Below are 25,676 nucleotides of genomic sequence, written 5' to 3'. Positions count from 1 at the left end.
CGATCAGGCGGCAGCGGTGAATTCTGTCAGCCGCCCCATGAAGATCGTCTTCGACTCGCCATAGGAGCCGAGGATCGCGGCTATCTCGACCTTCCCCCCCTCTCCAGTCGCGGCGAGACGTTCGCCCCGCTGGCACATGCCTCCAAAATCGCGAAAGCCGAGGTTCCAGGCCGAGCCTTTGAGGAAATGGAGATCCTCCTCCAGCCGGTCGGGGCGTGACCCAAGCCTCATTACGACCGATTCGACCTCGTCGAGGAAAAGCTCGACCACCTCCGCGAAGCCATCCGCGCCGATTTCATGGCGCAATTCGCGCACCCGTTCCCAATCAATCATTCGACCCTCCGGCCACCAAATTACCTTCACCGGGGACCGACCGTAGAGCCCAAAGATTGCGAAAGGCTTAAATGCGATCGGGGAAGGAATTTTCACGGATTCTTAGGGAAACTCACGGCCTGATAGCGGCGTGAGACAGCGGATGACCCATATGGCTGCGAGCGATGACGCTCCCTTTCCCGACCCCTCTCCCCCCGAGCCGGGAGCGCCGCGCCATGTCCTCGTGGTCGATGACAGCCGCATGCAACGCCGCATCCTGTCGGCGCAGCTGGCGCGCTCGGGCTATAGGGTAAGCGAAGCCGCCAGTGCGGAGGAGGCGCTGGTGATCTGCACCCGGACAGAGCCGGACATCGTGATCTCCGACTGGATGATGACCGGCATGACGGGGCCGGAGTTCTGTCAGGCTTTTCGGGCGATGGATCGACGCAGTTATGGCTATTTCATCCTGCTCACCTCAAAGGCCGAGAAGACCGACGTCACGCATGGGCTGGAAAGTGGCGCGGATGACTTCCTGTCCAAACCGGTGAACGGCGAAGAGTTGCGCGCGAGACTCAGCGCGGGCAGCCGAATCCTCTCGATGCAGGAAGAGTTGAGCGCGAAGAACGATCTATTGCGCGCCGCGCAGGACGTGATCGAGCGCGACCTGCAAGAGGCGCGCAAACTCCAGCAAAGCCTCGTGCGCGACCGTCATCGCGATTTCGGGGCGGGCGTGGCCTCGCTGATGCTGCGCCCCACCGGCCATGTGGGGGGCGATCTCGTCGGTTTCTTTCCGATCGGCGAGACGCGCGTCGGCCTCTACGGGATTGATGTCTCCGGGCACGGAATTACCTCGGCGCTGATGATGGCGCGGGTGGCGGGCTATCTTTCGGGGACATGGCCTGCACAGAACATCGCCCTGATCTCCACGGGACGTGACAGTTTCATCAGCCGCCCGCCCGCCGAAGTCGCGCGAATGATGAATGATCTCGTGCTCGAGGAGATGCAGACCGAAAGCTACCTGACGCTAGTCTATGCAGATATCGATCTGGCGACGGGGCGGGTTGAGCTCGTGCAGGCGGGCCACCCCTATCCGGTGGTGCAGCGCTACGGCGGACAGGTCGAATTTCTGGGGGAGGGCGGCTTGCCCATCGGGCTGATCCCCGGCGCGGACTATGCGACCGTCACAACCCTGCTCGCGCCCGGCGACCGGCTCATCCTGATCTCTGACGGGATCACGGAGGCGACAAATCCGAAGGGCGCGATGATCGACCAGACCGGGCTCGCCGCGCTCTTGCGCAAATTCTCCTCGCTTGAGGGGCCCTCTTTTCTCGACGCGATCTTGTGGGAAATCGAGGACTACACCGCAGGCGACATCACGGACGATATCTCTGCCGCGGTCTTCGAGTATCGAGGACCGGGCGGCACTCAAGGTTCGCGCAAGGCATCGCGCGATTTGTAGAGCGGCTTGAGCAGATATTGCAGCACGGTCTTCTCGCCGGTGTGCAACTCCACCACCGCTTGCATGCCGGGACGGATCTCGAGCTGTTTCTGGCGTGCGGGCAGGTCGGTCAGGTCGACCGACACCGTCACCTTGTAATGCGGATCGCCGTCGGGCTTGCGCTCGTCCTTGAACGTATCGGCAGAGACCAGCGCGACCGTGCCACGCAGGCTGCCATAGATGGTGTAATCATAGGCCGAGAGCTTGATCGTCGCCTCTTGTCCGGGTTGCACATGGGCAATGTCGCGGGGCGTAATTCGCGCCTCGAGCACCAGAGCCTCATCGAGCGGAATGATCTGCGCGATCTCCTCACCGGGCCGGACCACGCCGCCGATCGTCGCCACCGGCAGTTTGTTCACCACCCCCCGCATCGGCGCGGTGAGGACCGTGCGATCGAGCTGATCCTCGGCCAGCTTGAGCTGCTGACGCCGCGTGGCAAGCTTGCCCAGAACGTCGGAATGCTCGGCGGCGCGTTCCAGCGCGGCCTTCGTGCCGATCTCGCGCCACGCGCGTTCGGCATCGGAAAAGGTCTTGCGCGCCCGGGTCACCTCGATCAGCGGCGCCACGTCCTTCTTGTACATCCGCTCGACCAGGTCGAGCTCCTCGCGCGCCTGCGCCATGACGTTCTTCGCCCCCTTCGCGCGCGCCGCGACATCGGCCATCCGAGCCTTGAGAAGCGCGCTTTCCGAGATCACGATCTCGGGGACCAACGCACGCTGCGCCTCGGTCACCGCGAAGGTATCACGCCCCGCCATCTCCGCCTCGAGACGCGCGCGCTTGATCTCCAGCGTGGCGATCTGATCTTCGAGATCGTCGACCTGGGTTTGGTATTGCGTCGATTGCAGCCGCGCGATGACCTGCCCCGGCTCGACCACATCGCCCTCGCCGACGTAAAGCTCCGCGAGGATCCCGCCTTCGAGGTTCTGGATGATCTGCGGCTTGGCCGAGGAGGTGATCTCGCCCGGGCCGCGCACGATCTGGTCAACCCAGGCCATCGACGCCCAGAGCAGGAAGATCACGATCGCCGCAACGACGATCCAGATCGTGAGCGACAGGCGGCGCGAGCTGTCCTGAAGGGCCGCGGGGTCGATCGTCGTCATGCCTGCGCGCCTTTTGTCTTGTTCAGATGGGCCAGAACCGCATCGCGTGGACCATCGACGGCCAACCGGCCGTTTTGTAGAATCAACGTACGACCAGTGAGCGACAGGATCGGCACGCGGTGGGTGGCGATGATCGCGGTGCGATCACCCAGCCAGCCATCCAGGCGGCTGACCAGCGTGGTTTCCAGCGTGGTGTCGAGGGCGGCGGTCGGCTCGTCAAGGATCACCACCTGCGGATCCTGCAACCACAGCCGCGCCCAGCCGATCGACTGGCGCTGGCCCACAGAGAGCCCCTCGCCGCCATCGCGGATCGGCAGGTCGAGCCCGCGCGGATGGTTGCGCAGGAACGGCCCCAGCCCCGCGAAGTCGAGCGCGGCATAAAGCCGTTCGTCATCCCGTTCGAGCTGGGTGAGATTGAGATTGTCGCGCAGTGTGCCCGCGAAAAGCCGCACGTCCTGGCTAAGGTAACCCACGCTGCGCCGCAGATCGCGCGGGTGGATCTGGCCGATATCGATCCCGTCGAGCAGGAGCCGCCCGTTTTGCGGCTCGTAAAGCCCGGCAAGCAGCTTGAGCAGGGTCGATTTCCCCGAACCATTCGCGCCAAGCACCGCCACGCGCTGCCCCTGCGGGATCGCAAGCCCCGCGATCTCGACCGTGGGGGCGGCCTCCGGGTCATAACGGAATTCGAGATGGCGCAGCTCGAACGCGCCGCGCAGCGTCTCCGCGCGCAGGTACCGGCGACCAACGCTCTGGACCTGCTCGGCCTCCGCGATCGCATCGAGCCCGACCAGAGCCGATTTCACGTTCGACCAGCGCGCGAGCGTCCCCGCCAGCTGCGTCAGCGGCGCAAGCGTGCGCGAGGTCAGGATGCCGATGGCGATGATCGAACCGACGGTGAATTCGCCTGCGAACACCATGTAGGCACCGATCACCACGGCGGCGATATAGGTGCCCTGCTGGATCATCTGCGCCCAGTACGTCAGCGCCGAGGCAAGCTTGCGCTGCTCGGAGCTCTTTACCGCCGAAAGGGTCGTCAGTTCTTCCCAGATCCGCTTGATCCGATCCGCGCCACGCGTGGTGGCGACGGTCTCATGCTCGTAGATCGCTTCATGCAACAGGCGGCTCGCGCGGCTCGAGGCGCCTTGCGTCGACTGGCTCAGCGCGACCATCTTCTTTTGCAGGAACAACCCCGGCACCACCATCAGCACCGCCCCCGCGATCAGCACGAAGACCAGCGGGCCGCCGATCGAGGCGACGAGGATCAGGAAGACGAAGAGAAAGGGGATATCGGCCAGCGTACCGATGGTCGAAGCGGTGAAGAACTCACGTACCGAGGAAAACTCGCGCATCGCGGCGAAAAGCTGGCTGGGTGCGCGCTTCTCAGGCGCCGCCTTCATTCCCAGAAGGCGATCCATCAGCAGGCCTTGCACCGAGAGCTCGATCCGCCGCCCGGCAAGATCCATCAGGCCGGAGCGCGCGAGCTTCAGCCCCATCTCCAGCACCAGCGCGAGCCCCGCACCAAGTGCCAGAACCCAAAGCGTGCTTTCGGATTGATGCGGGATCACCCGGTCATAGACCTGAAGCGAGAACAACGCGACCGCTACCGCAAGGATGTTGGCAAAGAGCGAGCCCAACGCGACCTCGGCAAAGGCGCGGCGTTGCGTGCGAAACGCCCCCCAGAACCAATGGCCTTCGGTGTCTTTGCCGATATGGCGCTCTTCGAGCTGGCGCAGCGAGGTGCGCGCGCGAATGATCCGGCCCGAGAAATGCGGGGAGAACTCGCGCAGCGGCACTTCGGCGCGCTGATCGGGGCAGGTCTTGTCATAGATGAAAAGGCTGTCGCCCTCCTGCGCGGCGACCAGCACCATCTGCCCGTTCGCCATCTGCGCGAGCGCGGGCCACTGGCCGGGGCTGAGCGTATCGATCGTGTCGACCGAGGCCGTCAGTCCGGCGACACGCAGCACCGCGGCGATGCTCTCGGGGGTGATCGTGGCGCCGCTTTCGGTGGCCTCTCCGATCGCGAGCAGCATCTGTTCGAGCACGTCCGATGCGGGCAGTTCCGCGCCCAGAAGTCCGGCATAGGCGCTGGCCAGTTCGGCGCGCGCCCTCACCCGGGCAAGACGCTCATCGGGGCCGGGTTCAGCGGGAGCTACGGCGGCACGCGGCATGACTCCATCGGCCGCCCCGCTCACGCGGGCGGCGTTGATGTCAAACGCGATGACGCGATCACTCACCCGCCTGCCACCTCCTCATATCCGGCTTCCATCGACCAGAAGCCCCTGCACCCGCGCGATCTCCAGCTCGGTCAGGGAGATTTCGTAGCGCAACCCGACCTGCGCGCGCTTCATCGCGGCATAGCTTTCGTAATTGCCGACCAGCTCCATCAGGCGGCGGCGTCCCATCTTGTATTGCCGCTTGAACAGTTCCAGCCCCGACTCTGCCTCTTCGACAAGGGCGGCATCGCGTGCCTCGCGCGCGCGCTGATCGGCCAGCCGGGCCTGAAGCGCCGACAGGGTGCGGGCCCCATCCTGTCGCGCCTTCGCAACGCGCGCCTGTCCCGCCTCGGCCCCGGCGTCGATCGCGGCGAGCGTGTCGCCCCGGCCAAAGCCCAGCATCTGAGTCATACCCATATTCACACCAAGCGTCGGCTTGCCCTCACCTGCACCCGCGCGCAGCCCGAGGCCCGGAAGATGGCCCGCCCTGGCAAGCTGCGCCTCTGCCTGGGCCCGCGCGGCTTCGCCCTCGGCGCGCTTGACCGCGAGCGGTTCAGGCGCGCTCGGGGGAAGCGCTACGGAAGAAAGCCCCGCAAGATGATCGAGCGGCCGATCGGTCATCGTCGCGAGCTGCGCCCTTGCGGCCTGCGCCGCCTGCCGGTCAGCCTGCGCCTCGGCCTCGGCCTCGTGGCGTTTCTGCGCGACGAACCCGACCTCGGAAAGATCCGAGAGCCCGCCCTTCGCACGTTCGCGCAGGATACGCTCGAATTCGGAGAGCTGGCGGGCGCTCGCGCTCGCAACCTCGGCCTGAGCCTCGGCCTTGAGCCCCGAGACGTAGAACTTCAGCCCGTCATGGACTGTGTCGTTCATTTCCTGCGAGAGCCCCACAGCCGCGACCTCGACATCAGCGGCCGCGAAATCGCGTTCGGCCTTCTTCGCGCCGTTGTCGAAGATCACCTGCTCCATCACCAGCTGGGTGACGAGATCGCCGAGACTGGACAGGCTCACGCTCGGCCCGATCTGAGGCAACCAGTTCTTCGACTTCGCCTGCGCCGTCAGACGCGCGACCCGCAATTCCGCCTGGGCCGCCCCGGCAGAATGATCGAGCACCGCCTGCGCGACCTCGGCATAGGGGCCGGTGGCGGGCAGGATCGACCGGCGCGCCGCGAGATCGGCGATCAGAGCCGAGCTTTGCGCATCGGTGCCGGGTTTGCGCACGCTTCCAGCCGCGAGCGGCGCAGTGGCGGGATCTACTGCGTTGCGGGTCGGGAAAGGGACGCCATCGGCCAGACACCCCGACAGAAGGACCGCGCCGGCAAGCAGCATCGTCACGCGAAGAGCGCAGCGGTGATCGAGAACGAGCTGGGTCCGACGCATACTCCCTGCCCTCCGTCAGATCGTCACGTTGGTGATTTCGTCATCTATCAGCAGGGTCGCGTCGCCGAGCGTGTAGATGCTCATGTCATGCCCGTCGAACGTGGTGGTCAATCCGGTGTCCAGCGCGCCCAGAGCGGTGACGTGATCGTTGTCGTTGCCCTCGATCGCGATGGTGTTGTTTGACCCGGTAAGCGCCTTGATCTGCGCCTCGGTGATCGTGAGATCTGCCTCAGGGGCGAAGGCTAGGTCGATCTCGGCGAAATCGAACTCCGACAGGCCCACGCGGTTGAGATCCACCGTCACCGCCGCGTGGTTGTCGACCACGAGCAGCGTCGCCGACTCGTTACCCGCCGCATCCGTATCCGAGACGACGAGGTAGGAACCGTTCGGAACCGTGCTCTGGAAATCATATGCGGTGTAGGCGCTGCGCTCGATCGGCGCGCCATCGAGCACGACCTCGGAGACCACGCCATCGGCATCGACCGCAGAGAAGTCCAGCGGATCTTCGCTATGTTCGAGAAGGAGCCCCACGAGCCCGTTTTCGACACGCGAGAACCCGATGATATCGGGCGATTCCGGCGCGATCAGATCGTAATCGAAGCTGCCATCGGTCCGAGAGACATTGCCCACCAAATCCGTCGCGAAGACCTGATAGCTCATGGTGCCTTCGGCATCGGGAAGGTCCGCGCCGCTGAACTGCGCGCTCCATTGCCCGTCCGCCCCTGCGACGAGCGTGCGAGACACGCCATTGGCAAGCACGACCTGCACCGTCGCCCCCGGCTCGACGGTGCCGGAAATCGCGAAGCCGCTCGCGGCCTCCTCGGCATTGACGATGCCATCGCTGGCGACATCACTGGTGATCGCGAAGTCGCGTACCAGCGGATCGAAGGTGATCACGCTCTGCTGGAGCGCCATGTTGCCATTCGCATCGGTGGCGCGAACGCTGAGGACTTGCTGGGTTTCCTCTCCCGGCAAGGCCGAGGCGGGAATCGTCGCGCTCCAGCTCGTGCCGTTGACGGTGGCCGTGATCGTCACGCCCGAGCCAAGCTGCACGGTGACCGTGCTACCTGCCTCGACGGTGCCGGTCACCACGAACCCGTCCGCCGACTCCGCCGCATTGACAATGCCATCCGCGACAATCGCGTTCGGTGTGGGGGTGGCATGGGTCAGGTTCTGCACCTCGGTATCGACATGGATCACGTGGCTCGCCTGCGCGCTGTTGCCCGCGAGATCGGTGGCGAGGACGTTGACCGTCGCATCATAGGTGCCCGCAGGCACTTCGGCGGCGGTGAAGGTGGCGCTCCAATTGCCCGAGCCATCGGCTTGAACACTGCGCGTCACGCCTTCGAAGCTCACCTGAACCGTCGCACCTGCCTCGGCGCTGCCGGTGATGGTAAGCCCGGAGGCCGCCTCGGCTGCGGTGAGCAGATCGTCGCCGCCCGCCTGCCCGTCATCAACCGCGACATCGGTCTCCAGATCGACGGTCACCGAACGCATCCCCCAAGAGGTGTTGCCCGCCGCATCGACCGCGGTGACGCGCGCCTCGTAGGTGCCGGTGGCCAACGCTGCACCGGTGACGTCGACGCTCCAGCTGCCATTGGCGGCAACTGTCGCGGGGTAGGTTTGGCCGGCGAAGCTCACGACCACCGATTGCGTGCCCGGTTCCGCGGTGCCGCTCAGGGTAATGAGACCGGACTCCTGCGCGTTGATCACATCGTCTGCGGTGATCGGGGCGCCCGTGAAGGCGACCTGACCCACCGTGTCGAGCTGCACCACATGGCTCTGCGTCGAGACATTGCCTGCCGCATCCGTAGTCGTCGCGGTGAAATCCAACTCGCGCTCGCCGGTGCCGATCTGCGCCGCCGTGAAGGTGACGGACCATTGGCCGCTCGCATCGACCGTCGCGGGCAGGTCCACCCCTCCCAGCGAGATCACCATCTGCGCGCCCGGCGTGGACTGGCCCGTGATCGTCACACCGCCCTGCTGTTCGACAAGGTTGACCACGTCATCGCCCGCAACCGTATCGAAGCTGATCGGGTGGGCCTCGGTGTCGACGACGAGCGTATCGGTGAGGGTCGTGGCATTGCCCAGCGCATCGGTCGCGGTGACCGTCATCGCGGCCTCGTAGGTCCCGCCCGGAAGCTGGTCCTGCCCGAAGGTCACCGTCCAGCTGCCATCCGCGCCAACCGTGGTGGATTGCAGCTGACCCATGACCTCGACGGTGATCGCGGCTCCCGGCTCACCCCCGCCAGAGACCGTGATCCCGTCGGCATAATCGAGCAGGTTCTCGATATCGCCGGTCGAACTCGCACCCTCGGTGATCGCGACCTCGGGCGGCGTCATGTCGATCAGGAAACCCGGCCCGTCGAGCGTATATTCGGTTCCGTCCGGCGCGGTCACCACGACAAGCGCTTCGTGATTGCCATCGGAGGGAAGTGTTTCGCCTCTGAACATCACCCTCCAGGTGCCGCCTGAGCCGATTTCGACACTCTGGCTCTGATCGCCAAGCGTCACCGTCACCGTCGAGCCCGGCTCACCCGTGCCCGAAACCACGGCTTCCTGGGTTGCGCTCTGCGCGCTCAGAGCCGCCTCGCTCGAGGGATCGTCCACCATGGGCTCGATCCGCGCGCTGCCGCTCGAACCACCCGAACCGCCGAGAAGCGTCGCACCGGCCACGCCCGCCGCAGCGAGACCGCCGCCGCCGACCCCTGTCAGAAGAGCGGGCGCGAAAGCCGCCATGCCGGTCGTGTCATCCTCGGCCACGGGCGCGAGAATCGCGTCGCCTTCGAGAAAGGCCAGACGGTCGTTCAGACTCCACTTGTCGTCGGAGAGTTCCGGTTGCCCATAGGAGGCGAAGAGCACGCCGCTGCCCATATCCTCGAGAACGACCTGCTGGATCTGGCCATCTGCCGAAATCAGCAGCGTATTCTCCTGACCCTCGGGCGCCAGAAAGAACCCTTGCAGCGTGATCGTGCGACCATCAGCCAGCGTCACGACCAGATCGCCGTCGAGTTTCTCATATTTGAGGATGTTGGCTTTGCGCAGGTTGAGCGAGACGTCCTCGCCAGCGCCAACCTGGATGAACTCTCCGGCAGCGTCACCGGAAACCGAACCGTAGATTACCGTGCCCGCGCTATCGCGCAGGGCAAAGTCAACCGACTTTACCATTATACTCGCTCCGCCTCTTAGGCCGGACTTATTGGTCGTCCAGCTCTGATCACTAAAAGGTGATCTCATTTATTTATTTAAGACCGAATAAACGACAATCGCCTGTCAAAGCTAGGAAAATTTCATCGATCAGGGCAATTTTGTACTAAGGTTGCGCCGAGGCGCCTTTGCGCTACCAAAAGTTGTGTCACTTTTGCGAGAAATTTTGCAAAACGCGAATCAAGAAAGCCCGGTCGCCATCATTTGCAAGAAGATCAATGGCTTCGGTCGGGTCCATCCAATACGCGCTGTGTCCGGGCTCGGTCGGCGCTCCCCGACAGAGAACGGGCCGCGCCATCCAGATCGAACAGAGTTTTTCCGCCCACATGTCGTATTCCGGCATGTAGGTGAACCGGCGATAGGCTCCCAGTCGCCGCAGGTTCCCGATCGACCAACCGGTCTCCTCATAGACTTCGCGATGCAGAGCGGTGATCTGACTCTCGCCGGGGTCGATGCCGCCCCCTGGCAACTGGAACTCGGGCACCGGCGCTTCCTGAAAGGTCACCAGCACACGCCCGCCACGGATCAGAACCGCATAGGCGCCGGGCCGCAGCGTATAGCTCTGGCCCTGCTTCACCGTCTCTCCGAACCGTGCGATCATGCGCTCACCCTTGGGTCTGTGGTTGCGACGCCTATATTGGGGCTGTATGGCAGGCTCCGCGCTGCCCGAAAACCCCCAAGGAGCCCCTCAGGAGCACCATGTCCAAGCTATCCCAAATCGCGTGGGACGATACCGTTCTGCCGTTCCAGCTCGACCGCTCGGATATCCGCGGTCGCGTCGCGCGCCTCGATGGCGTGCTCGACAACGTCCTGTCGCAACATGATTACCCCCGCGCCGTCGAGATGCTGGTCGCCGAGGCCGCGCTGCTGACCGCACTGATCGGCCAGACCATCAAGCTGCGCTGGAAACTCTCGCTTCAGGTGCGCGGCAACGGCCCGATCCGGATCATCGCCACCGATTACTACGCCCCCGAGAAGGATGGCGCGCCCGCCCGCATCCGCGCCTGGGCGAGCTTCGACCCCGAGCGGCTCAACCCCAAGGCGGACCCGTTCGAGCAGATCGGAAAAGGCTATTTCGCGATCCTGATCGACCAGGGCAAGGGCACCACACCCTATCAGGGCATCACGCCGCTCAGCGAAGGGTCGTTGCGTGCCTGCGCCGAAGCCTATTTCGCCCAATCCGAGCAGCTGCCGACGCGCTTCTCGCTCTCCTTCGGGCGTTCGATCCTGCCCGGTCAGGGCGAGAGCTGGCGCGCCGGGGGCGTCATGCTCCAGCACATGCCGCCCGCCTCGCCCTTCGCCGCGAAAGACGGGTCGGGCGATCTGGGGCTGCTGACCGCCGACGACATTCTCGATGGCGAGGAAGGTGAGAACTGGGCACGTGCCAATATCCTGCTCGACACGGTCGAGGATATGGAACTGATCGGCCCCACCGTGCAGCCGACCGAGCTGTTGGTGCGTCTGTTCCACGAGGAAGCCCCGCGCGTCTTCGATCCGCAGCGGGTGGAATTCGGCTGCACCTGCTCGGCCGATCGCGTGCGCCAATCGCTCTCGATCTACTCGGCACGCGACATCGCCCATATGACCACCGATGACGGCAAGGTCACGGCCGATTGCCAGTTCTGCGGCGCGCATTACGAGTTCGATCCGCTGACGCTCGGCTTCGAGGCGCAGAAGAACCCCGACGGAACGCCGCGCGAGGCGTCGGATGAGTGATCCGCTCGCCCCGGTTCTGGCCGCCTTGGCGAGACCGGGGCGGCCTTCATCCGACTATGACCTGAACCCCGACATCGTCCTGCCCGAGGACCGGAAGCTGCGCCCGGCCGGTGTGCTGGTGGCTTTCGATTGTTTCAAGGGCGAACCCCGGCTTCATCTGACCAAGCGAAGCTCGCATCTGCGCCACCATCCCGGCCAGATCGCCTTTCCCGGCGGCAAGGTCGACCCGGAAGATGACGGCCCCGTGAGTGCCGCGCTCCGTGAAGCACGCGAAGAGATCGGCCTGCCGGGGGACAATGTCGAAATCCTCGGCACACTCGATCCGCATGAAACGGTGACCTCTTTCCTCGTGACCCCGGTGCTCGCCCGGATCCATACCCCCTTCGAGGTCATCCCCGAGGCTGGCGAAGTGGCCGAGGCTTTCACCGTGCCGCTCTCCCATGTCGCCGACCCAAGCAATTTCCGCACCGAATCCCGCCGCTGGCGCGGCACGCGGCGCAGCTATTTCGTGGCGCCCTACGGGCCCTATTACATCTGGGGCGCCACCGCGCGTATATTGCGGTCATTGGCGGACCGGATGGCGCAATGAAACTGACCGGAGACTGGATCGAGGCCGCGCATACCCAGCGCGTGCTGGCGATGCTCGAGGCGGGGGGGCATCAGGCCTATCTCGTGGGTGGCTGCGTGCGCAACGGCGCGATCGACCAGCCCGTCCATGATATCGACATTGCCACCGATGCGCTGCCCGAGCGGGTGATCGAGCTTGCCAAGGCGGCCGATCTGAAGCCTGTGCCCACCGGGATCGACCACGGCACGATCACCGTCGTCTCCGATCACTACCCGCACGAAATCACCACCTTTCGCCGCGATGTAGAGACGCATGGCCGCCACGCGACGGTCGCCTTCTCGGACAACATGGCCGAGGACGCCGCACGGCGCGATTTCACCATGAACGCGCTCTATGCCCGCGCCGATGGGGAGGTGATCGACCCGCTCGGCACCGGGATGGCCGATCTCGAGGCGCGCCATGTCCGTTTCGTCGGCGAGGCTGAAGAACGCATCCGCGAGGATTACCTGCGCATCCTGCGTTTCTTCCGTTTCACCGCCTGGTATGGCCGCGATCTCGATGCAGACGGGCTCGCCGCCTGTGCCGCGAATATCGCCGGAATAGAGACGCTTTCGCGCGAGCGCGTCGGTGCGGAGATGCGCAAGTTGCTGGCCGCGCCCGACCCGTCCTTCGCCGTCGCGGCAATGGCACAGAGCGGCGTTCTTGCGGCAGTTCTGCCCGGGGCTGATGCGACGGCACTTGCGCCGCTGGTCCACCTCGAAGACCGGCCAGCGGACGCGATCCGCCGCCTCGCGGCCCTGGGCGGCGAAAACGTGGCCGAGCGCCTGCGCCTGTCGAACAAGGACACGCGCCGGCTCGAGGCGCTGCGAGAAGCGCTTGCAACCGGCGACGCGCCAGAGGTTCTGGGGTATCGCTACGGGATCGAAACCGGAGCCGACGCCTTGCTGCTGCGCCACGCCGTGATGGGGCAGGAGATGCCCGACGATTGGCAAGACAGGGTCTGTTCGGGCGCGAAACAGCGATTTCCCATCGCCGCCGCCGATCTGATGCCCGCCTATCAGGGGAAAGCGCTCGGGGATCGGCTTCGCGAACTCGAAACCCGCTGGATCGCGTCTGGCTTCACCCTGAGCCGCGAGGCGTTGCTCGGCTGAACCTCAGGTCTATATTCTGGAGATGAAAGCGAGACGCTGATGATCGACCCCTTCCGCGAAGCCTCCGGACCCCCACCGCAAACGCTGGGCGCATTCCTGCGCTGGTGCCTCTCGGGCGCGGGCAAGGTGATGACGGTAGCGGGCCTCGCCTCGGTGCTGGCAGGCTCGATGGAGGTCGTCTCCGCCTGGCTTCTTGGCCGCGTGATCGACGCCGCACTTTCCTCCGCCCCGGAACGGGTGCTGGCCGAGAATGCGGGTCTGCTCGCGCTTTTCATCGGTTTCTACCTGGTCCTGCGCCCACTTGCCTTCGCCGCCAGTTCCGCGAGCACAAACCTGCTGATCCTCCCCAACGTTCTGCCGCTGGTGCTTTCGCGCCTGCATCGCTGGACAATGGGGCAAGACGTGACCTTCTTCGACAACGATTTCGCCGGCCGTATCGCGCAAAAGCAGATGCAAACTGCGCGCGCCGTGACCGATACCGTGGCCGAGACGATCAACACCGCGCTCTTTGCCGCGGCCTCGGTGCTGGGCTCGGTACTGCTTCTTCTCGGGATCGACCGCTGGGGCGCGCTTGGCCTTGTGCTCTGGGCGATCGGCCTGGGCTTTCTGATCCGGGCCTTTCTGCCGAAAGTGCGTGGCCGCTCCAAGGCCCGGGCCTCGGCACGGGCGATGGTGACGGGGCAAGTCGTAGACACGATCACCAACATCAAGACGGTCAAACTCTTCGCCCACGCCGAGCACGAGGACCGCGCCGCTCTGGGCGCGATGGAGCGGTTTCGGGCAGCAACAGTGTCTTTCGGCCGCATTTCGGCCACCTATCGCACGGTGCAGATGGCCTATTCCGGCGTGTTGCCTGTGATGCTGGTCGGCGGGGCGATCCTGCTCTGGTCGCAAGGCGCGGCGAGCGCGGGCGACATCGCGGCCTCCGGGGCCATCGCGATCCGTCTGGCTCAGATGTCGGGCTGGGTGTCGACCGCGCTGATGGGGCTCTGGACCCATATCGGCGAGGTCGAGGACGGGATGCGGACGCTGGCGCGCGGCTATGGGCTGAAAGATGCGCCGGACGCGCGCGACCTCGGCCGCGTGACGGGTGAGATCCGCTTCGATCATGTCGATTTCGCCTATGGGCGGCAAAGCGGCGGCGTCGAGGGGATCGACCTGACGATCCGGGCCGGTGAACGGATCGGCATCGTCGGCGCGTCGGGGGCGGGAAAATCGACCCTCGTTTCGCTGCTTTTAAGGCTCTATGACGCCGAAAAAGGCGCCGTTCTCATCGACGGGACGGATATTCGCACGGTCACGCAGGAGAGCCTGCGCCAGCAGATCGCGATGGTCACGCAGGAGACCGCGATGTTCAACCGCTCCGCGCGCGAGAACATTCTCTATGGCCGCCCCGATGCCAGCGAGGCGGAGCTGATCGCAGCCGCCAGGCAGGCCGAGGCGGATGGGTTCATCCGAGAGTTGGTCGATCACGAAGGCAATCGCGGATACGAGGCAAAGCTGGGCGAGCGTGGCGTGAAGCTTTCCGGCGGGCAGCGACAGCGGATCGCGCTGGCCCGCGCCTTCCTGAAGGATGCGCCGATCCTGGTTCTGGACGAGGCGACCTCGGCGCTCGATTCAGAGGTCGAGGCGCAGATCCAGAGCGCGCTGCACCGGGTGATGGCGGGCAAGACGGTGCTCGCGATTGCGCACCGGCTGAGCACGATCGCCGAAATGGACCGGATCGTGGTTCTGGACGAGGGTCGGATTGTGGAAGAGGGCAGTCACGAGGAGCTGCTTGCGCAGAACGGGCTTTATGCGCGCTATTGGGCGCGGCAATCGGGGGGCTTCCTGCTGTGCGACGAAGCCGAAGATGCGGCGGAATAGGGCCTTCTCAGACCGCGCTGGCACGGGTAGAGGGATCGCATGAATTACGAGATTGAACGTCTGTCCCTGCATGCCGATGGCGTAGCGCGTGGCCCCGATGGGACCGTGCATGTCGCGATGGCGCTGCCGGGTGAAGTGGTCGAGGGCGATGTGGTGGACGGGCGCATTGCCCAGCCAAAGATCGTCACCCCCTCGCCGGAACGCGTGAAGGCACCTTGCCCGCATTATCGGTCCTGCGGCGGTTGCGTGATGCAGCATGCCTCGGAAGGTTTCACTGCCGCGTGGAAAATGGATGCCGTGCGTCAGGCTCTGATCGCGCGCGGTCTGGCAGTGCCCGAGATGACCATCGCAACCTCGCCTCTGCAGTCGCGGCGTCGCGCAACCTTCTCGGGGCGGCGCACCAAGAAGGGCACGCTGGTCGGGTTTCACGCCCGCGCCTCCGATACGGTGGTCGAGATCCCGAATTGCCTGATCCTGCGGCGCGAGTTGCTGTCCATCGTCCCGATGCTGCATGAGGCTACCGCGCTGGCGGGCTCGCGCAAGGGCGAGATCGCTTTCGCGGTGACGCTGTCGGAGGCCGGACTAGAGATAGCCGCATCGGGCGGAAAAGACCCTGATCCAGCACAGTTCGAGACTTTGAGCGGTCTGGCGCGCCAGTATGATCTGGCACGGCTGAGCTGGAATGCCGAGGTGATCGCGGCGCGTCGACCCGCGATCCAGCAGTTCGGCAAGGCGCAGGTCGTGCCGCCACCGGGGGCTTTCCTGCAAGCGACCCATCACGGAGAGGCGGCGCTGGTGGCTTTTGCCAAAGCCGCCGTGGGCTCGGCCCAGCACGTCGCCGATCTTTTCGCGGGCTGTGGCACCTTCGCGCTGCCTCTGGCCGAACAGGCGGAGGTTCATGCGGTCGAGGGATCGGCCGCGATGACGGACGCGCTCGATCAGGGATGGCGACAGGCGCAGGGGCTGCACCGGGTCACGACCGAAACCCGCGATCTGTTTCGCAGGCCGCTTTTGCCCGACGAGCTGGCGAAGTTCGACGCCGTGGTGATCGACCCGCCCCGCGCTGGCGCACAGGCCCAAGTCGCCGAGATCGCATCCTCCCCACTGCCACGCCTGGTCCACGTCTCCTGCAACCCGGTCACCTTTGCGCGCGACGCCGAGACGCTTCTCGACGCGGGCTTCACGCTCGAGAAATTGCTCGTGGTCGATCAGTTCCGCTTTTCCGCTCATGTCGAGCTTGCGGCGCTCTTCACCCGCTAGAAGGGGCGGCCGAAATCAGGTAGAACGGGGCAAAAGAGCAGTGACCCGTGAACAGGCTTATCATGAACCGTCGAACCCTCCTTCTGGGCGGATGCGCCCTTGCCTCGCTCGCAGCTTGCGGCGATTCCGGCAAATTCATCACCTATGACGGCCCCGTCGTGACGCAGATCCAGGTCTTCAAGACCAACCGGATGATGTATCTGCTCCATGGCGATGAGGTTTTGAAGAAATACAAGATTGGCCTCGGCGGCGATCCGATCGGCCCGAAGCAGTTCGAAGGTGACGGCAAGACGCCCGAAGGGCTCTATTACATCAACCGGCGCAACCCGAACTCGGCCTATTACCTGTCGATCGGGATCAGCTATCCGAACCCGCAGCAGGTCGCCTATGCGCAATCGCAAGGCAAGCAAGCGGGTGGCGACATCTTCATTCACGGCCGCGATGGCAAGAACAAGGGGCTCGGGCGCGACTGGACGGCCGGGTGCATCGCCGTGAAGGACAAGGAGATCCGGGAAATCTACGCGATGGTGCAGGACGGCACACCGATCTTCATCTTCCCCTGACATGCGAAGGGCCCCGCACGGGGCCCTTTTTCCTTGCTGGCAATCGGTGAGCGCAGGCTCAGCTGCCGGTCACCATGGTCCACCAGATCTTGCCCGACGGCTCCTGATACCAGCTGAAGCCCATCTGCGTCGCGCGCGGATCGAGGATCACGTCGCGGGTAACCTCGTTGGACATCCAGCTCGAGAGGGTTTCCATCTCGGTTTCATAGGTTTCCGAGAGGTTCTCACCCTCATAGGTGCCCATGTAGCCGGCGCGCGCCACGCGGTCACGCGGCGAGGAGCCGTCGGAACCCCAATGCCAGGGACGGTTCTGCGCCGCCATGTCCTTCGAGTGCGCCAGAGCTGCGGTGGTCAGAGCGTCATTCAGGCTCAGCGGTGCGAGACCTCGTACAGAGCGCAAGGAGTTGACGGATTCCAGAACGCGCTGCGGGATCACGGCCGCATCGCGTGCGGTGATATTGTAAACCTTCGGAAGCGGGAGCCCGTCGGCCCCGACCGGCGCTTGCTGGTTCGTCGGTTGGCAGGCTGCCAGAGCCAGAACGGCGGAAAACGCAAATGCAGTGGCGCGCAACATCTTTTGTCAGCCCTTTGTTGACCTGTCCGACTGCTTTACACGCTTGCTTGTGCAGGCGCAAACCCCTCTGTAGCGGCGCAGGCACACCGCAGGATCTTTGATTTGCAGGGCGTCGGTGGTCACACTATATTTACGTCGATTGAAAACCCGTGTTTTCGGAGCGCGACATGTCCAGCAAACGCACCACCTTTGATCGCCGCACCTTTCTTGGCGGTGCTGCCTGCCTCGGCGCAGGCCTGGCGCTGCCCGCGCAGGCGCAGACACCCGATGCCGGGGTCGTGCAATACGAGACTGACGGCTACACCAACCAGCGCCGCAACATCTCGGGTTTCCTGAACCGCGAATGGCAGCCCTATTTCTCGAACCTGCGCAACGGGGCGATCCTCGTCGATACCGGCTCGCGCGCCCTGCATTACTGGTCCGAGGATCAGTCGATCTACCGGCTCTATCCGACCTCTGTCCCGGTCTCGGAGGAGCTGACCCGGCGCGGGCGCACCGAGGTGATCCGCAAAGTCGAGGGCCCAAGCTGGGCGCCGACCCCGTCGATGAAGAAACGCAATCCCGAATGGCCCGATTTCGTGCCGCCGGGCCCCGATAACCCGTTGGGCACCCACGCGCTTTACCTGTCGTGGAAATATTACCGCATCCACGGCACCCACGACACGCGCAAGATCGGCCGCAAGAGTTCGAACGGCTGCATCGGCCTTTACAACGAACACATCCAGGAGCTGTTCGGCTACGCCAAGATCGGCACGCAAGTTCTGCTGATCTGACCCGCGCGAAAGTTCACAATAAAAGACCCCCGGTGCCACACGCTCCGGGGGTCTTTTTTTTTGCCGGCTTGAGGATCTCAGTAAGTGCCGCCCTTGCCACCACCGTTGGATTCACCGCGCGAGTGCTCGGCAAAACCGCCATTCGAGCCGTCAGAGAGCCCATCCAGCTTGCCATGCGCGCTTTGCACCATGACGCCGAGCATCTCGTCCTCGCCGGGTGTGTCGACCGACTGCGCAAGGTTCTCCTCGTGGTTCTGCATCAGCAGGTCATCTTCCTCGGTCGCCCAAGGGTTTGCGTGACCGGCCCAGACCGCTCCGCCAGAGAGAGCCGCCACAACGGCCATCACCAGTGTCTTCTTCATTTTCGTCCTTTCTGCTTCGTACACCCCGGACGTTGCCGCGGTGCCGGGATACCTCGCGGCATCCCTTGCCCCCGCGCAGAAGATAGGGGGCCGCGTCTTACGAAACCGTGAGGCGGGATGTCGCATATTGCGAAGACGTTCGGAAAAGCGACGATTTTCGGCAGGTTTTCGCCGGTTTTGCCGAGTGGAACCGAGCCGAACAGCCGATTTCACGCGGAGATAGAGCCTATCGTCGCCATATCCTTTCCATCTGGCCCTGCATTTCGCAAGACGCGCAGCGCCTTGGCGGATCATCCCGGCATCGATTGCCAGAAGAACCGCGTCAGGTGGAAGAACACAGGCGCGGCGAATACGACGGAATCGAGACGATCGAGCACGCCACCCTGCCCCTCGATCAGATGCCCCCATTCCTTCACCCCGCGCTCGCGCTTGATCGCCGACATCACCAGCCTGCCGAAGATCCCCATCCCGGCGATCACCAGAGCCATCCCCCAGGCCTGGAGGGGCGTAAATGGCGTGATCCAGTAGAGAGCGGCCCCGATCAGGCTTGCGCTCAGCACGCCGCCCGCAAACCCCTCCCAAGTCTTCGAGCGTGACACCTCGGGCGCAATCTCGCGCCGGCCCAAAAGCCTGTCCCAGACGAATTGCAGCAAGTCGCCCGATTGCACGACAATCAGCAAGAAGACGATCAGCATCAGCGACCGATCCTCGTATCCCGGAATCCGCAGCACCAGAAGCGCGGGCACGTGGCTCATGCAGAAGACAGCGATCATCAGTACCCATTGGGTCTGCGCGACGCGGGTGAGGTAGTGATCGATACGCGCGCGGATGACCGAGAGGATCGGAAGACCGAGGAAGGCATAGACCGGGATGAAGATCGCGTAGAACCCGTACCAGTCCCGCCAGACCGCGATATACTGGATCGGCAGCACGACAAAGAAACTCGCTACCAGCGCCGAATGATCCGCGCGGCTGCGACGGGTGAGTGTCAGAAACTCGCGCAGGGCACTGAAAGAGGCGAACGCGAAGAGCCAAACGACCGCGCCCTTGCCGAGCATGAACGTGATCGCGAGCAATACGATCATCACCCACCAGCCGCGGATACGCGCGTTGAGCCTCTCGATCACCGCCGGGCCACCACCGCGCGAGAATTGCCAGCGTAGCAACTGCCCGCCCAGCGTCGCCGCCAGCAGCGCGAGAAACAGCCCGCCGAAGATGCGGATCAGGTCAGGATCCATCGCGCACCTCCTCGGGGGCAAGCGTGAGAAGCGCCGCGCGAGCGCGGGCCATGAAAGCGTCGCGGCTCTCGCCGGGTTCCACCCTCAGCGCCGCGCCGAAGGTCAATGTGCACAAGAGCGGCACCGGAATGATCGAGCCACGCGGCAGCACGCCGTTGAGGTTCTCGATCCAGACCGGAACGAATTCGAGTTCGGGTCGCGCTTGCCCGAGATGATAGATGCCGGGGCGCATCTCCAGCAAAGGCGCTTCGCTCTCATTGCGCCGACCCTCGGGAAAGATGATCAGCGACGCACCGGTTTCGAGCGCTGCGAGCATCTTCTCCACCGGGTTCTCGGTACGATTTTCGCGAAGGCGCTCGATCGGAATGACGTTGAACACATCGAGCCCGACGAACTTCCGCAGAGGCGATTTCAGCCAGTAATCGGCCGCCGCAACCGGGCGCGTGTGCGCCCGCGTCGCGGCCCCGAGGACCGTCCAGATCAGAACCGTATCCGCATTGGAACGGTGATTGGCGAAATAGACGGTTTGCCGGTCGGGATGGGGCGGGGCGGCGTAATAGACACGCGGCGAGGTGATGAACCGCGCAAAAAGCGCGATCGCCAACCCGGTGATCCGCGCCGCGATCCGGCGCAGGATCCCACCTGCCTTGCCTGCGTCTCTTGCTGTCGTCACGTCCCGACCCTGCGTAGCCTTTCAGGCGCCAGCAGACCCGAGACGTTACGTCAGTTCAAGCGTCAAGCAATCCAGCCTGCGAGGTTTTCCTCGACCACTTCCATCAGCGCCGTGATATGCAGATCGTCGTCGTTGAGGCAGGGGATATAGGTGAATTTCTCTCCGCCCGCTTCCTCGAAGGCCTCGCGGATCTCGCCATTGATTTCTTCGAGCGTCTCAATGCAATCGGCGCTGAAGGCGGGCGAGATGACGGCGATGTTCTTCTTGCCTTGCTTGGCAAGCTCGGCGACGTGCTCGACCGTGTAGGGTTTCAGCCAGACCTCGGTGCCGAAGACCGACTGGAAGGTGGTGTCGATCCCGTCCTTGTCCCAACCGAGCCGTTCGCGCAGCAGGCGCGAGGTTTTCTGGCACTGGCAATGGTAGGGGTCGCCTTCCATCAGGTAGCGACGCGGCATCCCGTGATAGGAGGCCACGAGCACGTCGGGCTTCTCGTCGAGCGTGGAATAGACACGCTCCACCGATTGCGCGAGCGCCTCGATATAGGACGGCTTGTCGAAATATTCCGGGGCCACGCGGGCGGCGGGCTGGCGCTTTTGCTTCATCAGCGCACGGAAGAACTGGTCATTCGCGGTGGCCGAGGTCGCGCCCGCATATTGCGGGTAAAGCGGCACGAACAGGATCTTCTCGCAGCCCTGCTTCACCATCCGGTCGACCACGTCGAAGGTCGAGGGGTTGCCGTAGCGCATGCAGTAATCGACGATCACTTCCTGACCATAGCGCGCCGAGACCGCATCACGCAGCTTGGCGACCTGCTGCTTGGTGATCGTCGTCAAGGGGCTCTCATTGGCCTCGTTGTTCCAGATCATCTTGTAGTTCGCGCCGGAAGTGAACGGACGCTTCGACAGGATGATCAGTTGCAGCAGCGGCTGCCATTTCCAGGCCGGATAGTCGATCACGCGCTTGTCCGAGAGAAACTCGTTGAGATAGCGCCGCATCGACCAGTAGTCGGTGGCGTCGGGTGTGCCGAGATTGGCGACGAGCAGACCGATCTTCGCCTCGGGGACGGGCGGGTGATCGGCGGGGGCATGGGCGAGGCGCGGATTTGCGTCTTTCGTCATCTTGTCACTGTCCTGTCGTCTTTTTCAGCGGAACCTAGACCCGACTTAACGGGTTTCCCGATCAGTGCCAATGCGGCCTATTCAACCGGGACAGGATCACTTACGTTCTGCACATGGCAATGGATGACTTGACCGGCAAGAAACCGGCCCCGCCCGCGCTCGATCCCGACGGGGACGCGCTATTTCTCGATTTCGACGGCTGTCTGGTCGATATCGCGCCGCGTCCCGACGCGGTGGTGATCCCCGAAAGCCTGCCCCAAGTGCTCGCCCGTCTTTCCGCTAAATTGGGCGGCGCGCTCGCCGTGGTCTCCGGTCGCTCATTGCACGAACTGGAGCGCTTCCTTCTCGGGTATGACGGGCTGATGATCGGAAGCCATGGCGCAGAGGCGCGCGGCATGACGCCCCCGCTTGAGGAAAGCCCCGACGATTTGGCAGCGCTTCAAACCGAGATGGATCATTTTGCGCAGCAACAGGGTCTTCTATTCGAGAAAAAGAGCCATGGCGGCGCGCTCCATTTCCGCGCCGATCCTTCGCGCCAGCCCGAGGTCGAGGCCTTCACCGAAACCCTGGCCGAGCGCTTCCCGGCCTTTGCGATCCAGCCCGCGAAGATGGCGGTGGAACTGCGTCCGGACGGGTTTTCCAAGGATGGCGCGCTCGTCCTTCTGACACAGCTTCCGCAGTTTTCAGGCCGCATGCCGGTCTATGCGGGCGACGACACCACCGACGAACCCGCGCTTGCCTGGGCCGAGGCCCATGGCGGCTTCGGCATCAAGATCGGTGACGGGAAAAGCGCCGCGCGCTATCACTTGGCAGAGCCGAGCGACATCCGGGACTGGCTCGCCGCTGCGGTGGAGGAGTGAGCATGGGTCGACTGATTTGCCTTTCGAACCGAATTCCGACCGGGGCGAACCCCTCGGGAGGACTCGTCGTGGCGCTCGGAGACGTGCTGAGCGAAACCGGCGGGATCTGGATCGGCACCTCCGGCGAGATCGCCGAGAAGCCCGACACCTGCCTGCGCGAGATCGAGGGCGGACCTTTCAAACGCTTCTGCTTCGACCTGACCGAGGAAGAGCAGGAGAACTATTACGCGGGCTATTCGAACTCGGTGCTCTGGCCGCTCTTTCACGGCCGCACCGACCTGATGGAAATCCACCAGGACTATCTGAATACCTACAAGCAGGTGAACCGGCGGATCGCGAAACTGATCGCACCGATGATCCAGCCCGACGACCGGATCTGGGTGCATGATTTCCATCTGCTCCCGCTCGCCTACGAGCTGCGCGTGCTCGGGCTCCAGAACCCGATCGGCTTCTTCCTGCACACGCCCTTCCCCGGCCCGATCTCGATGCAGGCCCTCCCCAACGGGCGCGAGATCTGCCAGTGGCTGTCGAATTACGACCTCGTCGGTCTGCAGGCCGAGCGCGACGTGCGCGCCTGTCTCGCCTCGATGGTGGAGATCGGCGAAGGCAGCGATCTGGGCAACGGTTTCATCCATCTTTCGCCGAGACAGTGTCGAATCGCAGCCTTCCCGATCGGTATCGACACCGCCGAATTCACCGAGTTGGCGGAACGCGAGATCGCCAAACTTCCCTCTGGCATCCTCAAGCCCAACCGCAACCTGATGATCGGCGTCGACCGGCTGGATTATTCCAAGGGCGTCCCGCATCGCTTCCGCGCCTTCGGCGAGTTCCTCGAGCGGCACGAAGAATGGCATCGCCATGTCTCGCTACTGCAGATCTCGCCGCCGACGCGCGAAGGCGTGCAGGCCTATGACGACATCCGCGAAGAGACCGAGCACCTCTCGGGCCGCATCAATGGCCAATACGCCGACATCCAGTGGGCGCCGATCCGCTTCATCAACCGCCCTATTCCGCGCGAAGTGCTGGCCGGTCTCTACCGCGCCGCCCAGGTCGCGCTGGTCACGCCGCTGATGGACGGGATGAACCTCGTGGCAAAAGAGTTCGTCGCGGCCCAGAACCCCGACGACCCCGGCGTTCTGATCCTGTCGCAATTCGCGGGCGCGGCCGAGCAGATGACCGAAGCGCTTCTGGTCAACCCGCATGACACCGAACAGATGGCGACATCGATGCTCACCGCGCTGATGATGTCGCGGGGCGAGCGGCGCGAGCGCCACCGTGCGCTGCTCGACGGGCTGACCCGTCAGGATGTGCACTGGTGGTCGAATGCGTTCCTGACCGCTCTGGGCTGATCAGGGCTGCCGCGGCTTTTGACCCGTCGGCAATTCCATCGTGCCCAGCACATCGGCGAGACGCTGTGCGGCCGACCCCGGGCGCAACGGTTTGGGCTGGTCGGGATGCGGTTTCCAGCCGGTGAGCCAGACCATCTCGAAGGTCGCGCGCACCCTTCCGTCAGTTTCCTGATAGGTCTCGACATAGAGGCGCAGCGCCTCGGCCAGCACGTCACGGCGCAGGAAACGGCGGTTGCGCGAGGCCAGCGCATTGGTCTCACCCATCGCGCGCAGATCCGACAGGAGCCGGAGCGGCGTCTCGTAAGTCACCTTGCGCGTCACCGCATCTGCCACCGGCAGCGCAAACCCCGCTCGCTGGATCAGCGCGCCGAGATCGCGGATCTCGCCCATCGGAAGAACGCGCGGGCTCAACCCGCCGGTGATCGCCGCTTCGGCCTGCGCGAGCGCCGCGCGCAGTTCGGTCAGGGTCTGCCCGCCGAACATCACGCCAAGGAACAGCCCATCGGGCTTGAGCGCGCGTGCCGCCTGCACCATCTGCCCGACCGGGTCATTCGCCCAATGCAGACCCATCGCATGAACGACGAGATCATGCGCGCCCTCTTCGAGATCGAGCACCTCGTCGTCGGACACCACTTTGGCATTCGGCAGGATCTCGAGCCACGGTTCGGGAAAAGCCGCAATCAGGGCCGGCGCCGTAAAGGTTCTGTTAACCTCTTGCAGCCTTTCATCGAGCTCGGCCGCCGCATCCTCGTGCAAAAACAGCTCGGGCGCGCGGGCGGCGCGTTGGCGATGGCGGATCAGGGCCTCGCGGTCGGTGAGAAGGGGCGGCGTATCCATGTCGGAGGCAATCCTTAACTCTGTTCGGGGACGGATGCTAGCGGCAGCGCGCGTCGGATTACGCGCCCTCTTCCCGCCGAGCTGCATCGCCTGCGGTGAGGCGGTCGGCTCCGAGTTCGGCCTTTGCGGCACCTGCTGGGCCGAGACCGAATTCGCCCGCGGCACGGTTTGCGACGCCTGTGGCACGCCGCTGCCCGGTGAAGCCGCAGAGGAGGAGCATGTCCTGTGCGACGATTGCATCGCCCATCCGCGTGCATGGGCACAGGGCCGCACGGCGATGCTTTATTCGGGCACCGGGCGCAATCTGGTGCTCGCGCTCAAACATGGCGACCGGCTCGATCTCGTCCCGCCGCTTGTGGGCTGGATGGCCCGCGCGGCGGACCCGCTCCTGCACCCGGAGATGATGATCGCCCCGATCCCGCTGCACCGGCTGCGGCTCCTCAAGCGACGGTACAATCAGGCGGCGGAACTCTCTCGCGCGCTCGCCAGGCGCACCGGTCAGGATCATTGCGCCGATCTCTTTCTGCGCACCCGGCCGACTGCCAGCCAGAAGGGCAAGAGCCGCGAAGACCGTCACGCCAATCTCACCGAGGCGATCCGGATCAATCCGCGCCGCGCCGGAAACCTCGCGGGACGCGCACTGTTGATCGTCGATGACGTGATGACCTCGGGGGCCACGCTGTCGGCCGCCACCGAAGCGGCGCTGGAGGCCGGCGCAACCCGGGTCTGCATTGTGACACTGGCGCGCGTTGCGAAGGCGCCCTAAATCCCTATAGTCTCGCAGACCATAGGGAATAGAGAATGAAACGCGTCGAAATCTACGTCACCCGCACCTGCCCCTTCTGCATCATGGCCAAGCGCCTTCTCGACAAGAAGGGCGTCGCCTATGAGGAAACCGACGTCGGGGCCCAGCCGCAGCTGCGCGCCGAGATGATGCAGCGCGCCAATGGCCGCCGCACGGTGCCGCAGATCTTCATCGGTGGCGAAGGCATTGGCGGCTGTGACGAGCTGCACGCCCTCGAACATGCGGGCAAGCTCGACGCGATGCTGGCAGGGTGAGG

The 25,676-nt window shown here is 64.5% G+C and carries 24 protein-coding genes; 12 read left to right on the top strand and 12 right to left on the bottom strand.

Translation table 11 applies throughout. The features are described 5' to 3' along the window. Positions 1-3 precede the first annotated feature (3 nt). Complete coding sequence (locus BMG00_RS09780; protein ID WP_078526858.1) at positions 4-333, bottom strand: Hpt domain-containing protein; 330 nt, start codon at positions 331-333, stop codon at positions 4-6. Between the two features lie 142 nt (positions 334-475). Here BMG00_RS09780 and BMG00_RS09775 point away from each other — a divergent pair, with 142 nt between their 5' ends. Then, positions 476-1,771 (top strand): PP2C family protein-serine/threonine phosphatase, encoded by a 1,296-nt coding sequence (locus tag BMG00_RS09775; RefSeq protein ID WP_342745846.1) that lies wholly within the window; start codon positions 476-478, stop codon positions 1,769-1,771. Here BMG00_RS09775 and BMG00_RS09770 read toward each other — a convergent pair. The 5 genes from BMG00_RS09770 to BMG00_RS09750 all read right to left on the bottom strand — a co-directional run bounded on the left by BMG00_RS09770 (position 1,738) and on the right by BMG00_RS09750 (position 10,308). Continuing rightward, the gene (locus BMG00_RS09770) at positions 1,738-2,910 is read right to left on the bottom strand and encodes a beta-barrel domain-containing protein (RefSeq protein ID WP_078574157.1); all 1,173 of its coding nucleotides are present in this window, start codon (positions 2,908-2,910) and stop codon (positions 1,738-1,740) included. The genes BMG00_RS09775 and BMG00_RS09770 overlap by 34 nt on opposite strands. Further along, on the bottom strand, positions 2,907-5,144 hold the full coding sequence (locus BMG00_RS09765) for an ATP-binding cassette domain-containing protein (protein WP_425444001.1): 2,238 nt from the start codon (positions 5,142-5,144) through the stop codon (positions 2,907-2,909). Before BMG00_RS09765 ends, BMG00_RS09770 begins: the two co-directional genes overlap by 4 nt. A 15-nt stretch (positions 5,145-5,159) precedes the next feature. Next, positions 5,160-6,500 (bottom strand): TolC family protein, encoded by a 1,341-nt coding sequence (locus BMG00_RS09760; RefSeq protein WP_078574156.1) that lies wholly within the window; start codon positions 6,498-6,500, stop codon positions 5,160-5,162. A gap of 15 nt (positions 6,501-6,515) precedes the next feature. Further along, positions 6,516-9,668: an Ig-like domain-containing protein gene (locus BMG00_RS09755; RefSeq protein ID WP_078574155.1), complete on the bottom strand. Its 3,153-nt coding sequence runs from the start codon at positions 9,666-9,668 to the stop codon at positions 6,516-6,518. A 187-nt stretch (positions 9,669-9,855) separates the two neighbouring features. Then, complete coding sequence (locus BMG00_RS09750) at positions 9,856-10,308, bottom strand: NUDIX hydrolase (protein ID WP_078526849.1); 453 nt, start codon at positions 10,306-10,308, stop codon at positions 9,856-9,858. 98 nt (positions 10,309-10,406) lie between these two features. On the opposite strand from BMG00_RS09750, the gene hslO reads away from it, so the two are divergent. The 6 genes from hslO (at position 10,407) to BMG00_RS09720 (ending at position 16,831) form a co-directional block, all read left to right on the top strand. Then, on the top strand, positions 10,407-11,423 hold the full coding sequence (gene hslO, locus BMG00_RS09745) for an Hsp33 family molecular chaperone HslO (protein WP_078526847.1): 1,017 nt from the start codon (positions 10,407-10,409) through the stop codon (positions 11,421-11,423). Then, positions 11,416-12,012, top strand: coding sequence for a CoA pyrophosphatase (locus tag BMG00_RS09740; protein WP_078526844.1), 597 nt, complete (start codon positions 11,416-11,418; stop codon positions 12,010-12,012). Before hslO ends, BMG00_RS09740 begins: the two co-directional genes overlap by 8 nt. Then, entirely contained in the window at positions 12,009-13,142 is a 1,134-nt protein-coding gene (locus BMG00_RS09735) for a CCA tRNA nucleotidyltransferase (protein WP_078526842.1), read from the top strand. Before BMG00_RS09740 ends, BMG00_RS09735 begins: the two co-directional genes overlap by 4 nt. 39 nt (positions 13,143-13,181) lie before the next feature. Then, complete coding sequence (locus BMG00_RS09730; RefSeq protein ID WP_078574154.1) at positions 13,182-15,008, top strand: ABC transporter ATP-binding protein; 1,827 nt, start codon at positions 13,182-13,184, stop codon at positions 15,006-15,008. A gap of 39 nt (positions 15,009-15,047) precedes the next feature. After that, entirely contained in the window at positions 15,048-16,268 is a 1,221-nt protein-coding gene (locus BMG00_RS09725) for a class I SAM-dependent RNA methyltransferase (RefSeq protein ID WP_078574153.1), read from the top strand. 62 nt (positions 16,269-16,330) lie between these two features. Next, positions 16,331-16,831, top strand: a complete 501-nt coding sequence (locus tag BMG00_RS09720) for a L,D-transpeptidase family protein (RefSeq protein ID WP_078526836.1) — start codon at positions 16,331-16,333, stop codon at positions 16,829-16,831. A gap of 58 nt (positions 16,832-16,889) precedes the next feature. On the opposite strand, the gene dalA is transcribed toward BMG00_RS09720, so the two are convergent. After that, a complete protein-coding gene (gene dalA / locus BMG00_RS09715) occupies positions 16,890-17,405 on the bottom strand; it encodes a divisome-associated lipoprotein DalA (protein ID WP_078526834.1) in 516 nt (171 codons plus the stop codon). A 167-nt stretch (positions 17,406-17,572) separates the two neighbouring features. Here dalA and BMG00_RS09710 point away from each other — a divergent pair, with 167 nt between their 5' ends. Then, entirely contained in the window at positions 17,573-18,178 is a 606-nt protein-coding gene (locus BMG00_RS09710) for a L,D-transpeptidase family protein (protein WP_078526832.1), read from the top strand. Positions 18,179-18,255: 77 nt separating this feature from the next. On the opposite strand, the gene BMG00_RS09705 is transcribed toward BMG00_RS09710, so the two are convergent. The 4 genes from BMG00_RS09705 to hemH all read right to left on the bottom strand — a co-directional run bounded on the left by BMG00_RS09705 (position 18,256) and on the right by hemH (position 21,569). After that, entirely contained in the window at positions 18,256-18,540 is a 285-nt protein-coding gene (locus BMG00_RS09705) for a hypothetical protein (RefSeq protein WP_078574152.1), read from the bottom strand. 290 nt (positions 18,541-18,830) lie between these two features. Continuing rightward, complete coding sequence (locus BMG00_RS09700) at positions 18,831-19,778, bottom strand: phosphatidate cytidylyltransferase (RefSeq protein WP_078574151.1); 948 nt, start codon at positions 19,776-19,778, stop codon at positions 18,831-18,833. After that, the gene (locus tag BMG00_RS09695; RefSeq protein WP_245794980.1) at positions 19,768-20,451 is read right to left on the bottom strand and encodes a lysophospholipid acyltransferase family protein; all 684 of its coding nucleotides are present in this window, start codon (positions 20,449-20,451) and stop codon (positions 19,768-19,770) included. The genes BMG00_RS09700 and BMG00_RS09695 overlap by 11 nt, the downstream gene beginning before the upstream one ends. Before the next feature lie 62 nt (positions 20,452-20,513). Then, the gene (hemH, locus tag BMG00_RS09690; protein ID WP_078574150.1) at positions 20,514-21,569 is read right to left on the bottom strand and encodes a ferrochelatase; all 1,056 of its coding nucleotides are present in this window, start codon (positions 21,567-21,569) and stop codon (positions 20,514-20,516) included. Between the two features lie 119 nt (positions 21,570-21,688). On the opposite strand from hemH, the gene otsB reads away from it, so the two are divergent. Both otsB and BMG00_RS09680 read left to right on the top strand, forming a co-directional pair. Continuing rightward, positions 21,689-22,429: a trehalose-phosphatase gene (gene otsB / locus BMG00_RS09685; protein ID WP_158521708.1), complete on the top strand. Its 741-nt coding sequence runs from the start codon at positions 21,689-21,691 to the stop codon at positions 22,427-22,429. A gap of 2 nt (positions 22,430-22,431) precedes the next feature. Next, a complete protein-coding gene (locus BMG00_RS09680) occupies positions 22,432-23,778 on the top strand; it encodes an alpha,alpha-trehalose-phosphate synthase (UDP-forming) (protein ID WP_078526821.1) in 1,347 nt (448 codons plus the stop codon). On the opposite strand, the gene BMG00_RS09675 is transcribed toward BMG00_RS09680, so the two are convergent. Then, a complete protein-coding gene (locus BMG00_RS09675) occupies positions 23,779-24,615 on the bottom strand; it encodes a methyltransferase domain-containing protein (RefSeq protein WP_078574148.1) in 837 nt (278 codons plus the stop codon). Between BMG00_RS09675 and BMG00_RS09670 the strand changes: the two genes are divergently transcribed. Together BMG00_RS09670 and grxC are read left to right on the top strand one after the other, a co-directional pair. Beyond that, positions 24,614-25,381, top strand: coding sequence for a ComF family protein (locus tag BMG00_RS09670; protein ID WP_245794979.1), 768 nt, complete (start codon positions 24,614-24,616; stop codon positions 25,379-25,381). The genes BMG00_RS09675 and BMG00_RS09670 overlap by 2 nt on opposite strands. A 35-nt stretch (positions 25,382-25,416) precedes the next feature. Then, positions 25,417-25,674, top strand: coding sequence for a glutaredoxin 3 (gene grxC / locus BMG00_RS09665; RefSeq protein WP_078574146.1), 258 nt, complete (start codon positions 25,417-25,419; stop codon positions 25,672-25,674). Positions 25,675-25,676: the final 2 nt, after the last annotated feature.

This window comes from Thioclava marina, from assembly GCF_002020135.1.
GTDB lineage: Bacteria > Pseudomonadota > Alphaproteobacteria > Rhodobacterales > Rhodobacteraceae > Thioclava > Thioclava marina.
The sequence above is the reverse complement of the archived record's forward strand: the minus strand, read 5'-3'. Positions and strand labels throughout refer to the sequence as shown.

Excerpts from the sequence above, each read along its gene's own strand:
- BMG00_RS09780 (WP_078526858.1), bottom strand. The coding sequence starts at position 333 with ATGATTGATTGGGAACGGGTGCGCGAATTGCGCCATGAAATCGGCGCG.
- hslO (WP_078526847.1), top strand. The coding sequence starts at position 10,407 with ATGTCCAAGCTATCCCAAATCGCGTGGGACGATACCGTTCTGCCGTTC.
- BMG00_RS09730 (WP_078574154.1), top strand. The coding sequence starts at position 13,182 with ATGATCGACCCCTTCCGCGAAGCCTCCGGACCCCCACCGCAAACGCTG.
- hemH (WP_078574150.1), bottom strand. The coding sequence starts at position 21,569 with ATGACGAAAGACGCAAATCCGCGCCTCGCCCATGCCCCCGCCGATCAC.
- BMG00_RS09720 (WP_078526836.1), top strand. The coding sequence starts at position 16,331 with ATGAACCGTCGAACCCTCCTTCTGGGCGGATGCGCCCTTGCCTCGCTC.
- BMG00_RS09680 (WP_078526821.1), top strand. The coding sequence starts at position 22,432 with ATGGGTCGACTGATTTGCCTTTCGAACCGAATTCCGACCGGGGCGAAC.
- BMG00_RS09775 (WP_342745846.1), top strand. The coding sequence starts at position 476 with ATGACCCATATGGCTGCGAGCGATGACGCTCCCTTTCCCGACCCCTCT.
- BMG00_RS09735 (WP_078526842.1), top strand. The coding sequence starts at position 12,009 with ATGAAACTGACCGGAGACTGGATCGAGGCCGCGCATACCCAGCGCGTG.
- BMG00_RS09675 (WP_078574148.1), bottom strand. The coding sequence starts at position 24,615 with ATGGATACGCCGCCCCTTCTCACCGACCGCGAGGCCCTGATCCGCCAT.
- BMG00_RS09770 (WP_078574157.1), bottom strand. The coding sequence starts at position 2,910 with ATGACGACGATCGACCCCGCGGCCCTTCAGGACAGCTCGCGCCGCCTG.
- BMG00_RS09700 (WP_078574151.1), bottom strand. The coding sequence starts at position 19,778 with ATGGATCCTGACCTGATCCGCATCTTCGGCGGGCTGTTTCTCGCGCTG.
- dalA (WP_078526834.1), bottom strand. The coding sequence starts at position 17,405 with ATGTTGCGCGCCACTGCATTTGCGTTTTCCGCCGTTCTGGCTCTGGCA.
- BMG00_RS09725 (WP_078574153.1), top strand. The coding sequence starts at position 15,048 with ATGAATTACGAGATTGAACGTCTGTCCCTGCATGCCGATGGCGTAGCG.
- BMG00_RS09760 (WP_078574156.1), bottom strand. The coding sequence starts at position 6,500 with ATGCGTCGGACCCAGCTCGTTCTCGATCACCGCTGCGCTCTTCGCGTG.
- otsB (WP_158521708.1), top strand. The coding sequence starts at position 21,689 with ATGGATGACTTGACCGGCAAGAAACCGGCCCCGCCCGCGCTCGATCCC.
- BMG00_RS09740 (WP_078526844.1), top strand. The coding sequence starts at position 11,416 with ATGAGTGATCCGCTCGCCCCGGTTCTGGCCGCCTTGGCGAGACCGGGG.
- BMG00_RS09670 (WP_245794979.1), top strand. The coding sequence starts at position 24,614 with ATGTCGGAGGCAATCCTTAACTCTGTTCGGGGACGGATGCTAGCGGCA.
- BMG00_RS09750 (WP_078526849.1), bottom strand. The coding sequence starts at position 10,308 with ATGATCGCACGGTTCGGAGAGACGGTGAAGCAGGGCCAGAGCTATACG.
- BMG00_RS09705 (WP_078574152.1), bottom strand. The coding sequence starts at position 18,540 with ATGAAGAAGACACTGGTGATGGCCGTTGTGGCGGCTCTCTCTGGCGGA.
- BMG00_RS09755 (WP_078574155.1), bottom strand. The coding sequence starts at position 9,668 with ATGGTAAAGTCGGTTGACTTTGCCCTGCGCGATAGCGCGGGCACGGTA.
- grxC (WP_078574146.1), top strand. The coding sequence starts at position 25,417 with ATGAAACGCGTCGAAATCTACGTCACCCGCACCTGCCCCTTCTGCATC.
- BMG00_RS09710 (WP_078526832.1), top strand. The coding sequence starts at position 17,573 with ATGTCCAGCAAACGCACCACCTTTGATCGCCGCACCTTTCTTGGCGGT.